This is a genomic window from Paenibacillus sp. QJM3NY_38 (assembly GCF_056173265.1).
The window spans coordinates 2378518-2392548 of record NZ_CM149665.1 but is presented as its reverse complement, the minus strand read 5'-3'; the positions used below and the strand labels follow the sequence as shown (position 1 = coordinate 2392548).

The following is a 14031-nucleotide window of genomic DNA, read 5'->3' as shown; positions in this document are numbered from 1 at the left end:
AGCGGCTTCTTACAGCCATGGGATGTCCTTTTTTCATATAAGATTTACTTATGTCGGGATTGCTGGTGGTATTCCTTCAGCTGTTTCAACGTATCCTCTTCCATATCCCCGAGCCGCCAGATCGCAATCTTCGAAACACCCGTATCTCTCGCCGTATCCATCCAGCCGGCAATGGTCATACCATCTGCATACCATACCGTATGGCCGATGCCTTGGTCGTCCGTATATTCATAATGCAGGGCACCACTTGACGAATCCCGCTTCGGCACTTCCGAGATGGAATGCGCCAGCTCCACCGCACGCTTTTCCGTTAAAGAGACAACCTTGCCGTTCTTCGCCCAGTCAAACCCTCCAACCGACAGTGCGATGGCATGGTCTCCCGGAATCCCGCGCAGTTTGTCCGCCAGCTTTCTGATCAAGGCGTGATCCGCCTTCGGCCCCGGTCCGCTATGCCCTCCGTACAAGTTATAGGCCATCACGACATAATCCGGGCCTGCCGGCAACAACTCCAAGGATGACTGGGAGATCCCCGGCTCCAGGACGATTCGAAGAGAGAAACCCTCCGCTTGTAAACGTTCATACAGCTCCTCGTAAAGAGCGCACAGATTCGCCCAATCTTCCTTGCGTACCTTCTCGTAATCCAGCTCGACGCCACGAAAGCCATGCTGGGATACTGCAGCCAGAATGTGCCCGATATGCTGGCTGCGGCTTTCCGGAGTAGCCACGATCCGGGAGATGAGCTCAGGATCCTTCTGTTCCGCCGTCCCATCGGTATCGAAGCGATCGTTTACGATGGTCAGGACCCGGCGAAGCTGCTCCCCTTTCCGGGAAATCTCCTGAAATTCAGGCAGCCCCTCCCGAAAATCCGAAGTAAAATGGAGTTCGTCTTTATGATTGAAGTAGGCTGCAAAAAAATGGATCTCTTCAAGCTCGCTGCCGAGCTGCTCCATATCGGTTATGCCCGTCCTCCACTGCCAATCCGTAATCCAGGCAGACAGCTTTACTCCCGTTTGCGGTATCTGAGGCTGCAGTGCTTTCTCCTGCTCTTCGGTGCGCAGCCACCAGAAGGAGACAGCAGCGCACAAAGCCATCAGCACCACTGCTCCTGCCCATTTCCTCCTGCGATTCTTCATTCTTGTTCACGTCCTACGCCATCCGAATTTTAAAAGGTCTCCACAGCCCAGTCAACCGCCCGGTTCAAACTTCTCTGCACGCCTGTCAGGACTCCGGTCAGTCCGGACGGCTTGTTCGTAAACAGCAGCTTCCGATCGCCGCCCGCAGGCTCAGATGTTATGTTGACATCTTCAAAAATAGCGTCGTAAATATCATCCTTCTCATTCTGCTCGTGATATTGCGATTCAAACGCCACGCCCCCTGCGCCAATCGAAACATCCACAGGCTGCTGGTCCAGAATTAACTGTTGATCGACACTCACCGACACGGAATGACCTTTCACCGAAATCTCCAACGAGCGGTTGCCAAGTATGTTGACCGGATACTCATTCTCATCATCCCGATCTCCGGCCTGCGTCTGTTCCTTGGTATATACCGATGCTTTGTCGAATTGCAGATCCTCTTCACCCCACTCGACCTTCGGCAGGGAATAAGTGAACAGCTCCTCGGGCGCTTGACCTGCTCGCTTCTGTTCTACCACCACGTTATTGTTCTCCAGAAGGAGCCTTACATAAGAGCCCTTGGTCCTGTCGTAACGGACATAGATGGACTGCCGTCCTACCACATAACCGAGCGCTTTAGCCGAGACGGTTACGTCAGTCTCTTCACTACCTTTTAAATAAACCGTCCCTGCCTGAGACGGAGGCGATGTGACCACGAAACGGTTATCCGAAAATTCAACCGCTCCGCCGAGCAGCTCCCAGTTGTCAGCCTGCTGCTTGTCCCCCCGCACAAACTGCATAGGTTGTCCCTGGTCCTTGTGCAGCTTCAACAACAGGTGGTTGGTGGACCAGTAAGGAGCAGGCTGGACCCGAGTCAGATTATAAAGATCGCTATCCAGCGAGTTGAAAGCCATACCTTCCCGGTTGAAATTCATCCCAAACAACTGCTCAATCTGCTCCGTATTGGCATCGGCTACAAGCTGATTCATGCCGCTGCCAAGCGCATTGGCGTGCATGATCATATATGTCCCTGGAACATAACCCAGCGATTCCGTGTAGACTTTATTCATCGCCTCATAATCAGCTTGTATCCGTTCTTCCATCTCCGCGCGGTTCTCGAGCGGTATCATGTTCTCGTCGCGAATGAAATCCATCAAATAGTGGTTGTAATACTCCACGTTGGATTTGCTGGTCAGTTCACCCTCATCCTTAACGCCGATATAACGGCCTTCACGATCAAAAATATTAATATAAGTCAGCCGGTTGCCGTTGGTCCCCAGCTCCCAATAACCGGTGCGGGTCATCTTCAGCATATCCTTCGGCTGCAGAAATTTCCGTTCACTGTTGCCCATTTTGTCCGCATAGGACAGGAAGGTGGCCTTATAGTTGTATTTCTCCAGCAGCGGCTGCGCGAACAGCGCGGATTCATTCCGTCCATCTTCAAAGGACAGATACAGCGCTTTATCCGGCAGCTTCTTGCCATTACGATAATAATCGATAATATCTTGCTGCGAAATCGTGGTGTAGCCCTGTTCATATAAAGCCTTCAATTGTGCATCCAGCTGGCTCTTGGATACGAGCTTGGATGTCCCGGTGCGGCCGACCCCAAAATAGGATAGCGCAATAAAGCCCTGATCCTGACGCCAAGCCGCTCTGTCCGGCTCCTTATAGGTGCGAAAATCGAAAATCGCATCCGCCAGCAGGACGGCTACTACGGCCAATACAACGACCTGTGCCGTAACTTTGATGATTTTGCGGCGATTTTTTCGCTGAACATTGAGGGCTGTTTTTTGTTTTTTACCCATTTGTCATCCTCACTTCAACCGCTTTGACACGATCAGAACGGTAATCCGAATTTTTTGCCTTTACGCTTGCGGGCTTCCTTCTTCTCTCTAGCTTCAATATCCTGCGGTGTTTCCCGGGTCCCCCATGTCGACTTCCAGAAGGTAAACCAGGCCACCGGCATCTGCCATAACAGGACAAACTCATAGAACAGACAGAACACGAAGCCGAACACCCAGAGCTTGCTCTTGCGAAACAGCAGGTGGGCAAGACTCATCAGCAGCGCCATCAGCAGCAAGCCCATCAGGAAGGTCCCCGGGAAAATGCCGTGAACGATCGGCACGTACATCAAGTTATAGGCAACCACGACAGGCGCGGCAATCGGCACGATTAGGCCTATGTAGAAAAACAATGCCATAAACGGCTCTTTGCGCCAAATAAAGCTTCCGGCCCGGAGCGACTCGCGCAGCCAGGAGCGCTTCCAGCGCATCTGCTGCTTCAGGAACACCTTCATCTGCGAAGGGACAATCGTCGAGCATATGGCGGAATCCTGGTAACCGGTGCGATGTGTTTTCAAAATAAAGTTCGTCATGCTTCGGTCATCCCCGAAGGTGGCCGGTCTGCCCAGAAACTTCTGGTTCAGCCAGGCGTCCGCATGCTGCAGGATCAGCTCTTTCCGATAGCAGGATAACGGGCCCGACAAGCAGGTCACGCTGTCAAACCAGGACTCCGCCGCTTTCATGATCCGAAAGGCAATATAATAACGGACCGTCTGCAGCTTCGTCATATTATTGGTATATTTGTTCTCGACGTCCGTCCGGCCGGCCACGCCGCCCATCTTAGGGTCCTGAAAAGGCTGAACGAGGTGGCGAATCGCCGTCGGGTCCAGAAAGCTGTCGGAGTCCACGAAGACCACCAAATCATGCTTCGCCATCTCCACGCCCTTGACCAGGGCGGCCCGCTTGCCCGCATTCTCCGGCAGCACCGTATAGGACAAGCGTTCGCGGGTCGCGTAACGCTCCGCCTCGGAGTGAATCACTTCAATCATATCCTTGATCTGCTGCACCGATTGGTCTGTCGATCGGTCATCTACGACGATGACCTCCAGCTTATCTACCGGATAATCCTGATTAATACAGCTGAGAATCGTACGTTTAATCCAATCCGCTTCATTGAAGCAGGGGATGATAATCGAAACCCCTGGTGTATAATCCGGATGGATCGGCACATCGCGGTACAATGCCCCAAACAGATAGCGAGTTAGCAAAAACAGGGCTGCGATTAAGCTGTACAAATACAGCACCATGTTGTATTTAAAATAGATAATGCTCTCGGCCCGCATCAGTATGATGAAGAGCACCGCCACGAACATCAACGCGCTGGCAGAATATACGGAATATCCCCACCGTTTGCGCTGAAAATATTCAGTCAGCGGCTTCTCAAATTCCAAGGCAAGCATATGTTCTTCACCGGATTCTGCCAAATTCGTGGCCCGACGAACGATGCTTGCATCCATCCTTACAGCCGATTCGAAACCTTCCGGCATCGCACCTGGCGGGATCCGGAATCGGGCTTTCACCTTGTCGCCCACTTCAAGACCTGAAGAAGCGTCCGGCAGCTTGAGCAGCAGGCCCGTGGCCGAAATGTCGGCTGCCTGTCCCTTAATCCCGGCTTTTTTCTTTTTCCCCTTGGGGACGATCCATACTTCAAATTCCGCTTCATAACGCAAGCTGAGCATACGCAGCTTATTTAAATATTCAGAGCTGGACAAATCATCCCCGGGCTGCTCAGCCCGGTTGCCTCTCCGGTCCGCGTTCAAACGAATCTGCTCCGGGTCAGGTACATAGGAAAGAGTACGTCTATCCGTGCGCGGAACCGCAAGAACTTCTTTAGTGCTCTTCGGTTGCTTTCTTTTTATAATCCTCATTGCTTTCTCCCATCGTTACAAACTCCAATAATGAAAGCCATTTGCTTCATATTCGGTTTTTGGATAAGCTCCCTTCACGTCGATCAGAAGCTTCTCTCCTTCAGAGCTAAACATGTCCTTGAATTCGGCAATCCCAAGCTGCTTGAACTCCCGGTGTGCGACGGCGACAACCGCAATCTGAATGTCTTTCAATTCGCTCATGGCCGACAGCTCGATACCATATTCCTCATAAGCCTGATGCGGGTCCACATGCGGGTCCGCGACCATCGGTTGAATTCCGTAGTCCTGCAGCTCCGTAATAATATCGATGACTTTGGAGTTGCGGATATCCCGGCAGTCTTCCTTAAAGGCCAGACCCATTACCGCCACCTTCGCCCTCATCAGATCGATACCTTGGCGAACCGCGAGTTTAATGACATGCTGGGCGATGTATTTCCCCATTCCGTCATTAATATGCCGCCCGGCCAAAATAATTTTGGAATGATATCCCGTATCCTCGGCCTTGTACGTCAAATAATATGGATCAATTCCGATGCAATGTCCGCCAACAAGCCCCGGCCGGAACGGGAGGAAATTCCACTTCGTTTCCGCAGCCCGCAGCACGGCATTCGTATCGATATCCATCTCGTTGAACAGCATGGAGAGCTCGTTCATGAAAGCGATATTGATATCGCGCTGGGCATTCTCGATGACTTTGGCTGCTTCCGCCACCCGGATGCTTTCCGCCCGGTGAACGCCTGCATCAATAATCAGCTCATATAGGCTGGCAACCGTCTCCAGTGCCTCCGGGTCATTACCGGACACGATTTTCACGATGGTCTCGAGTCGGTGTACCTGGTCTCCGGGATTGATTCGTTCCGGGGAATACCCCACCTTGAAATCCTCGCCCAGGCGCAGGCCGGACTCTTCTTCAAGAATCGGAATGCAAACCTCCTCCGTTACGCCCGGATAAACCGTTGACTCATACACAACAACCGCTCCCCGGGTCAATGCGCGGCCGACCAATCGGCTGGCATTGCGCACGAATTTCAGATCCGGGACGTTTCCGCTTTTTACGGGTGTCGGAACGGCGACAATAAAGCAGCGCGCTTCCTTCAGCTTGTCCGGATCCGAGGTGAAGGACGCCGAGCAGTTCGCAAGCGAAGTATCCCCGATCTCACCAGTAGCATCGAATCCGCTGCGGTACTGCTGCACCTTGGCCTCGCTCAGATCGAAGCCGATGACATCCAGCTTTCTTGAGAATGCGACCGCCAGCGGCAGGCCCACATACCCAAGACCGACGACCGCTAATTTGTCAACGCGGTCCAACATATTCACATATAATTCCATCTTATTCCATCTCCATTGCGGCTTTGTCCTGCAGCTGCATCATGTCCGCCATTTTTACAAACGTATATCCTTTATTCTTCAACCCTTCGATTACTCTGGGCAGGGCCTCAATGGTATGAATGTCATCCAGCATATGGAGCAGAATGACGCTTCCCTTTTGTGTCTTGGTCATAACTCCGTTTACAATATCGTCGGCACTGTTGGAAATATCCCAATCCAGCGTAGTCACATCATACATTGCAATGGCGGGGTAACCGGCAGCCGCCAGCGCTTTGGCCCGTTCGTCATCTACCACGCCGGTCGGCGGCCGAAACAGCATGACAGGCTGCTGCTGTATGGCCTCTGTAATAACCTGGTGGGCCTTGACGACATCCTGCTGCAGCTCTTCCGGCGTTAGCGATGTAACGACGGGATGGCTGTAGGAATGATTGGCCACATCGTGTCCGCCTTCGACCATCGCCCGCGCCAAATTCGGGTTGCTTTCCACTCCTTTGGCCCGCAGGAAGAAGGTGGCCTTCACACCATGCTCCTCCAAAATATCAAGGATGCGGGTTACCGTTTTGTCGCTTCCGAAATCATCAAAGGTCAGGGCAACTTCTTTTTTGTTGGTATTGACTTTATAAACCAGTTCATATTTCGCCTGTTCATAATCCGGGTTCATTCTAGCAGCGTCGTATCCCGGAATTAACTCGAGCGGTTTTCGCACGCCGCCATTGCGCACCAGCTCATCCAGCGTAACCAATTGATATCCGATATCGTCCACGGCCTGGGCTATGTATTTAATAGAAGAAATCACTTCCGGATTGACATCGGTATTCATGGAAATAATACTGCCTCTGGAGATGTACCTGGTCACATACTCTCCAATCTCTTCTGCACTCTGCATATTGCGATCCTTGGGATTAATGTTGTAACTTACAACGGCCTTCATTCCAAGATGTGCAGCTGCCAGCGGCACTTCATCCGGATAATCGCCCGAGCGTGTCCGCACATAGCGGGGCTGGACGCCCGTTTCCCGCTCAATGACATCGTTCGCGAGTTTGATTTCCTTATAGATCTGATCGTAATCAAGCTGATTCATATCGAGCTGATTGAGCGTATTGTTCTCAATTTCATGACCTCTGGACAAAATGGCATCCGCAATGTCTGGTTCCTCCGCCACACGGATCCCCGGAAGAAAGAAGGTCGCCTTGATTCCATAGGCATCCAGCTCATCGATCAGGGCCATCATGGTCGCTTTATCGCCCATGCCGTTAAAGGTGAGCGCCAATTCTTTCCTGGCTGTGTAAACAAACGGGATTTCCCTACTCTTTTCTCCCGTATACCGTTCCACTTTTTGAACTGTCGCTGTCAAACCGCCCGCTTCATCGCTGGGAGCTTGCTTACCACTAAAAAGACCACAACCACCCAGTAACGCCAGGGTTAACAACAGTCCGGTCATTCTTGTTAGCATGTATAACATTCGGGTTTTACTAAAATCTCTTTTCATCTGGATACTCCTTTTAAAATTTCAATCAGGGTTTTTATTAAAGCCCTTCCTGAATAAACCAATTGAATATAACACCAACCTATCATAATTGCTATAACATTTTGGAAAAATTCATGGATTTTCATCATTTTCATAACTTTGAATTACAATAAAGAACCCCGGTCGTCCAGCTTGTGTAATCCGTTGCCCATGTTTTTTTCTAAACATGCTTTTACTCCCTGCCGCTCGATGATTCACATTATAGAATTCAGTTCTATACAATTTCTAAACATTTCCGATTTAACCGGGACCTGGCCCACTGTCAGACAAAAAAAATACCTCCGAAAGTCTCTTAAGACTCTCGAAGGTACGTTGAATTGTGAATGATTCATGTTGCACATGCTGCTCATGTTGTTACCATTTAACCTGAAAATCGCTATTGAACCTCATGCAAATCAAGGCTCTTCCCCAGCCATCGCGGTTCGTTTGTGAACCCAAGCCTGGTAGTGATGGACGGCCAGTCCCGCAAAGGAGTTATGGTCGCTGCCAAGTTTGGCGGCGTGCAGGGCTTCGTCCTCCATCTCCTGCTCGCTCTTAGAATAAAAGGTCAAATGCTCGCCTTCCTCCGTATCCCCAAGCTCCATGCCGATCCAGACAGACTTGCCGAGTTCGTCGGCCTGCTCCAGCTCTTCCTTGGACAATTCATACATCTGCTCCCCGCTGTCCCGGTACGCCATAACGGCAATCGCGTCCGTATTCTCAATCATCCAGCGGCTGAACGAATCGGCATCCGCGCTGCGGGGTCCAGGTATCGAGTCAAGCCAGAAAGGAACGGCGGCGCTGAACGTTAGCCCCTGACGCTTTGCCTCCTGCACCCAAACCTCCATGTTCGCGCTCCATTCTTCCACCACCTGTGCCTGTTCACGACCCCATCTTCGGAGCACATAGGGCTCAACATCGAACTGCACGCCCTCGAATTTCTCCTCCGGCGCAGCCGTCCGATTGTACGCTTCCAGCCAGGCCAGCAGCTCCATCCCTTGTCGCCGGCCTTCCTCATAAGCCCAATCCGGCTGACCGTTCAAGGCATGGACGCTGATCCCCTGCTGATGAGCCGCAGCTACAAAATGGCGGTATTCTTCGTCCGTCACCTCTTGTTGAATCTGCAAAAAGATCGTTGTAATGCCTTCCCTGCCGCTAAAGGCTACAATCTCCTCCGTTTCACTCCGGATCAGACTTGCATCCCACAGCCATGTAGCCTTGTTCTGATTCACCTTGCCTGACGGGAGAAGAAAAAGGATCAGCAGCAAAAGACAGATGCCGGCAACCAGAATGATCCACTTCGCTTTTGCATGTATAGGCCTCATTCTTCTCGTCCATTTCATCAGATCAAGACAGCCTCACCCGGCTCAGCTACATGCTGAACGGAATGGCCGATCTTGTAGATATGAGGCTCGGCGAACGCTTTAAATGCATTTCGTGTATCTAAGATTGGCACGCCGGTCGAAGCGATCGAATGATAATCCAGATTGCTGTGGTTTGTAATGAGGACGATGCAGTCGTAACGGCTGAATTTCGCCAGATCATACTCCACGCTGCGTACCGTTCCGCCTTGCTTATCCACGAAGCTGTGGGCATACGGATCGTAATAATCCACATAGGCGCCATTTTCCTTGAACTGTTCATATACTTCAAGGCCCGGGGATTCACGCAAATCGCTGATGTCCGGTTTGTAAGCCATGCCTAACAGCAGGATATTGGAGCGTTTGATCGATTTGGCATATTCGTTCAGAATCGTAGCCGTCTTGTTGATCACATAGTAAGGCATATTATCGTTGGTGGACTGTGCCAGCTCAATAAATTTGCTGTAGAAGCGGAAGCCCTTGGCCTTCCAGGACAGATACATGGGATCCAGCGGGATGCAATGGCCGCCGATGCCCGGTCCCGGATAGAATGGCATGAATCCGAACGGCTTGGTTGCCGCTGCATTGATCACTTCCCATACATCAATGCCCATGCGGTCACACATCATGGCCATCTCGTTGACAAAGGCAATATTCACGCTGCGGAACGTATTTTCCAGCAGTTTGGACATTTCCGCAACTTTCGGGTTGCTGACGGGCACCACCGTCTCCACATACTGCTTGTATAACGCTTCACCCAGCTTTAGGCAGGCATCCGTCGTTCCTCCGATGACCTTCGGCGTATTTCGGGTATTGAACCGGCTGTTGGATGGATCGACCCGTTCCGGCGAGAAGCACAGATAGAAGTTTTGGCCGACCTTATAACCGAGCTTCTCAATCGGCTGCTGAATCAGCTCCTCCGTGGTTCCCGGATAAGTCGTGCTCTCCAGTGTAATTAACAGGTTAGGCTTCATAAAGCGTTTGAGCTGATCGACTACCATTGTAATGTAGGATGTATCCGGGTCCTGATTCTCGCTGAGCGGCGTCGGCACGCAGATGCTGACGGCGTCGATCACAGCAATCATGCTGTAATCCGTTGTCGGCTTAAAGCGTCCGGTCTCCATGCATGCCGCAAGCTCTTCGGACGAGATGTCACTAATATAGGACTCGCCGCGGTAAATGCGGTCAATTTTGTCAGAATCCAGATCGATACCGATGACCGTGAATCCCTGTCTTACCATTTCCACAGCCAGCGGCAATCCTACATAGCCCAGTCCCACAACACCCAGAACGGCTTTCTTATTCTCAATGGCACTCAATAAAGTTTCATATTCCTCATTCACAAGTATTCAACCTCCATCGGATGTTTAGTCTATTCGTCTATTTCTTTTGCCTATTCGCCAAAAGACAGACCTCGTTTTGTTGAACTCTCTCCTTGCGATTAAAGAACCTCTCAGCTCAACTAATCACGTATCATTCATCATTCATTAATTCTCATCAAACTAGAAGCGTTAGTAACGATGTGTTTAATGAAGGCAGCGGCGGATGCGGGCATCCAGTTCCACCGGCGAGAACGGTTTGGTTACATAATCATCCACCCCGTTTTGGAAGCATTGGCTGATCGTTTGCTCCACTCGTTTCTCCGTTAGTACCACAATTTTCGGCGGCTCCTTCATATCCAGCTGCTGGATATGATGGATGAAAGGCAGGCCGTCGATGCCATGCAGGTTGAGCTCGGTCAGCACAAGATCCGGCTCCCATTTCGGGATGAGATCCAGCGCCTCCAAACCGTCAACGGCCTCAAGCGTTTCATAACCTTGCATGGCTAAGCGGATCTGTAAAAACTCCCTCACCGTGGCATCTTGATCCACGATGAGAATGCGGTTTTGACCGCTGTCTGCTTCCTCCTGCGTAAATATATGAATATCCGAAGAGGTGCTGAGCTTGGTCGCTTCCGCCATCTGCTTCAACGTCAGCGCTGATGGCACTTCCGTAAGCGCGGCAAGCGTAATACGCGGATCTGCTTGCTCCAAACGGCCTTGCAGATGCTGCTTCAGGAGCAATGCCTGATAATGGGCGGCATCCAGCGAATATCCAGGCAAGGTAACGGCCATTACACCGGTTTGGGTGTCTTGCAGTACCTCACCGTTCACGCCGGACAGCTGATCCACAAAGCTTTGAACCTCTGCCAGCCCAGCCTCCGTCTCGGACAGATTGCCTGCACAGTACAGAAACAGCAATGCTGTTCCATGGCTATGGTTTCTCACTTCCTCCTCCAGGCGGCCGTAAAAATCTACGGCCTGCACGCGTTGCAATGTTGCGGATTGAGACATAACTGTAGGTCCCACCTCTCTTTATATTTTGATGCTGTTACATATGAACCGGGCCTTGAAGTCAGGCAGCCTCGTTCTTATCTTTCCAGCTCTGCCGGGTCATGGTCCCCCATGAATTGTTGTTTTGCAGATATTGAATATGCCCCTGTACTCTCCACAGCACACCTAACTGGTGGTATCCCACAAATTTGAGTGCCGAGAAGAGGAGCATCTTCACCAGATCGGACAATTTGGTATACCGGCGGAAGGCCATCTCCTCCAGGATGAGAGCTCCCACGCTGAGCAGGTACCCACTTAAAAAATTGACGAGTCCAAACACGACCAGCACATGCCAATTTGTCATATCCAACAATACATATCCAAGCAGAGCCAGAAGGCCCGTAATTCTGAAGTAAGGGTTTAACGCTTCAAAAATAACGTTGTAGGGCATCGTCAACATGCCCATGACTTTATATTTCGGATTGAACACCATATCGCGGTTCTCGATCATGTTCTTCAAGTTTCCCCGTCCCCAGCGCTTGCGCTGATTGGACAGAATGTTGTAGCTGTCCGGCGCCTGCGTCCAGCACACCGCTTCCGGGCAAAAGGAAACGCGGTACTTGATTTTATTTTCCAGCATATAGCGGTGCAGCTTGATAATAATGTTCATATCTTCGCCGGGGTAGCCACCCCGATAGCCGCCCACCGCGATGACATAATCTTTCCGGAACAAGCCGAAAGCTCCCGAGACGATGATGAGCCCGTTGAAATGGCTCCACCCGATTCGTCCACCCAGGAAAGCTTTCAGATATTCGATCGATTGGAACATCGGCCATATCCGGCGCGGCAAGGATACGTCCTTAACCTCTCCGTTCTCGATCACGCAGCCATTGGCGATCCGAACATCTCCGCCGATAGCCACCGTTTCCTCCGGATTCTCCATGTACATGCGGGCCATCCGGATCAGTGCATCCTTCTCCAGCAACGAATCCGCATCGATGGAAGAAATCAGCGGATAACGGGACAGGTTAATGCCCGCGTTCAATGAATCCGCCTTACCGCCATTTTCTTTGTCAATGAGATATAGCTGAGGGTACTGCGGATTATAATAAATGCCGCGAACCTTGTTCGTGCTGATGTTGCCGCGGATCTCCGGATTGGGCAGCAGCGTCAAACCATACTCCTCAATCAGCACCTTCAGCGTTTCGTCGGAGGAGCCGTCATTGATGACAATGACCTCATAGGTTGGATAGTTCAGCGTCATCAGACAGCGGACATTCTCCGCGATAGTCAGCTCTTCGTTATAGGCCGGAACCAGCAAAGATACCGATGGAACCAGTTCCGAACCCGAGAGCGTATTGTATTTGGAATACGTAGCGCGTCTGAAAATATCCTTAATATTTCTGAAAGAAAACATCAGAATTACAAAATAAAGCGCGCTAACGATCATGACGTAATAAATCGCCACCATCCCGTAAGTGAGCAGGATATCTCTAAGCAGTGTAATCTCCTCCTACTCCTGCAACCGTGCTGATCCGTTTGTTCGTTTGAATACCGAAATAACGATCGTACACCAGTTTTCTTTTGTTAAATGCCACCATTTGTTCGACTTGCTCGTATTCGCCTTCGTTGGACATGATCCGTTCGATCCGGTACAAGGCCGTTTCCCTGGCTGGACCTTCTCCTGTCAGGGCGGCTTGGCACAAGGTCTCGAAACCTTGTTCTCCCAACATCGCAAGACTCTCCGCGCTGTTGTTGCGCACATGCCAATTCTCGTCCTTCAAGGCGGAAGCCAGAATCGGAATGCTGCCTGCGGCGTGCAGTCGTCCCAGCGCTTTGGCCGCTGCGGCACGTACTTCCCACTCATGATCATTCATAAGCTCCGCAATGGTATCATCCTTCAGTGCCGGATAGGAGCCAAGATACAGCTTGACCGCCTCCGCACGTACGTCCTTCTCCTCGGATCCGACCAATCGATCGAGTGCCGGCACGACAGCCGGAATGGCCTGCCCCCACATGGCTACAAGCGATACCTTGACCAGTCCAGGATCGGGATCATCCAAGAGCTTGCGCATGAGGCTGGCCGAATCCAGCCGGGTTTCAAGCAAAATATCGGCAGCCATATGATGAATGGCTTTATCGTAGGACAGCAGTTTGGACAGCATCTCTCGAATCTGCTGTGACTGAACTGCGCTTTTGGCAATCGCCCGCGCAATGATGATGGTCATCGGGCCGTATTTGGTACGGTTCATCAGCTGCTGAAGCTGCGGCACAGCCTCTTCCGCACGCATCCCTCCAAGGCGGTAGACCGCCTCGATACGACGGTCTTTCCGCAGGCTGGATAATGCCCGAACCTCCTCTTCCACAAATCCGGCTTCCCGGCATAAGCGCAGTAGCTTATCTCTGGCGTCCCCTTTGAATTGCTCGATCCACTCGATAAACTTGGCTTGAATGACCCGGCGCTCAGCCGAAGTCAATTTGCCGGGCGGGAGCTCCAGCTTCGTATCGTCATGCAGATGACACTGGACATACACAAAATAGTCATGATGTTTTACTGTTAAGCGTTCCGTTTCTCTTTGTACAGCATTGTGCTTGATCTTCATTTGGAACAACAGGATAATGCCGGCTGCAATAAGGCCGAGACATACATAGACAAAGACGTATGCCATTTCTAAATTTGAAAACATATCCGATGGCT

At 51.3% G+C, this 14031-nt stretch carries 10 protein-coding genes; all 10 read right to left on the bottom strand.

Going from position 1 to position 14031, the window contains the following annotated elements; all coding sequences use genetic code 11:
* Positions 1-44: 44 nt before the first annotated feature.
* Positions 45-1133: a glycosyl hydrolase family 18 protein gene (locus AC0VZ8_RS10525; RefSeq protein WP_475486799.1), complete on the bottom strand. Its 1089-nt coding sequence runs from the start codon at positions 1131-1133 to the stop codon at positions 45-47.
* 29 nt (positions 1134-1162) lie between these two features.
* Positions 1163-2920: a polysaccharide deacetylase family protein gene (locus tag AC0VZ8_RS10520; RefSeq protein ID WP_475486798.1), complete on the bottom strand. Its 1758-nt coding sequence runs from the start codon at positions 2918-2920 to the stop codon at positions 1163-1165.
* Between the two features lie 32 nt (positions 2921-2952).
* The gene (locus AC0VZ8_RS10515) at positions 2953-4824 is read right to left on the bottom strand and encodes a glycosyltransferase family 2 protein (protein WP_260064075.1); all 1872 of its coding nucleotides are present in this window, start codon (positions 4822-4824) and stop codon (positions 2953-2955) included.
* A 15-nt stretch (positions 4825-4839) separates the two neighbouring features.
* Positions 4840-6153, bottom strand: a complete 1314-nt coding sequence (locus tag AC0VZ8_RS10510; protein ID WP_475486797.1) for a nucleotide sugar dehydrogenase — start codon at positions 6151-6153, stop codon at positions 4840-4842.
* 1 nt (position 6154) lies between these two features.
* On the bottom strand, positions 6155-7606 hold the full coding sequence (locus tag AC0VZ8_RS10505; RefSeq protein WP_475487672.1) for a polysaccharide deacetylase family protein: 1452 nt from the start codon (positions 7604-7606) through the stop codon (positions 6155-6157).
* 470 nt (positions 7607-8076) lie between these two features.
* Complete coding sequence (locus AC0VZ8_RS10500; protein WP_475486796.1) at positions 8077-8985, bottom strand: hypothetical protein; 909 nt, start codon at positions 8983-8985, stop codon at positions 8077-8079.
* 17 nt (positions 8986-9002) lie between these two features.
* Positions 9003-10364, bottom strand: a complete 1362-nt coding sequence (locus AC0VZ8_RS10495; protein ID WP_194541823.1) for a nucleotide sugar dehydrogenase — start codon at positions 10362-10364, stop codon at positions 9003-9005.
* Between the two features lie 183 nt (positions 10365-10547).
* Positions 10548-11354: a response regulator transcription factor gene (locus AC0VZ8_RS10490; RefSeq protein ID WP_071223785.1), complete on the bottom strand. Its 807-nt coding sequence runs from the start codon at positions 11352-11354 to the stop codon at positions 10548-10550.
* A gap of 61 nt (positions 11355-11415) precedes the next feature.
* Complete coding sequence (locus AC0VZ8_RS10485; protein ID WP_235613270.1) at positions 11416-12783, bottom strand: glycosyltransferase family 2 protein; 1368 nt, start codon at positions 12781-12783, stop codon at positions 11416-11418.
* A 43-nt stretch (positions 12784-12826) separates the two neighbouring features.
* Complete coding sequence (locus AC0VZ8_RS10480; protein ID WP_260064084.1) at positions 12827-14020, bottom strand: HEAT repeat domain-containing protein; 1194 nt, start codon at positions 14018-14020, stop codon at positions 12827-12829.
* Positions 14021-14031: the final 11 nt, after the last annotated feature.

Excerpts from the sequence above, each read along its gene's own strand:
- AC0VZ8_RS10515 (WP_260064075.1), bottom strand. The coding sequence starts at position 4,824 with ATGAGGATTATAAAAAGAAAGCAACCGAAGAGCACTAAAGAAGTTCTT.
- AC0VZ8_RS10510 (WP_475486797.1), bottom strand. The coding sequence starts at position 6,153 with ATGGAATTATATGTGAATATGTTGGACCGCGTTGACAAATTAGCGGTC.
- AC0VZ8_RS10490 (WP_071223785.1), bottom strand. The coding sequence starts at position 11,354 with ATGTCTCAATCCGCAACATTGCAACGCGTGCAGGCCGTAGATTTTTAC.
- AC0VZ8_RS10485 (WP_235613270.1), bottom strand. The coding sequence starts at position 12,783 with ATGATCGTTAGCGCGCTTTATTTTGTAATTCTGATGTTTTCTTTCAGA.
- AC0VZ8_RS10480 (WP_260064084.1), bottom strand. The coding sequence starts at position 14,020 with ATGTTTTCAAATTTAGAAATGGCATACGTCTTTGTCTATGTATGTCTC.
- AC0VZ8_RS10520 (WP_475486798.1), bottom strand. The coding sequence starts at position 2,920 with ATGGGTAAAAAACAAAAAACAGCCCTCAATGTTCAGCGAAAAAATCGC.
- AC0VZ8_RS10525 (WP_475486799.1), bottom strand. The coding sequence starts at position 1,133 with ATGAAGAATCGCAGGAGGAAATGGGCAGGAGCAGTGGTGCTGATGGCT.
- AC0VZ8_RS10505 (WP_475487672.1), bottom strand. The coding sequence starts at position 7,606 with ATGCTAACAAGAATGACCGGACTGTTGTTAACCCTGGCGTTACTGGGT.
- AC0VZ8_RS10500 (WP_475486796.1), bottom strand. The coding sequence starts at position 8,985 with ATGAGGCCTATACATGCAAAAGCGAAGTGGATCATTCTGGTTGCCGGC.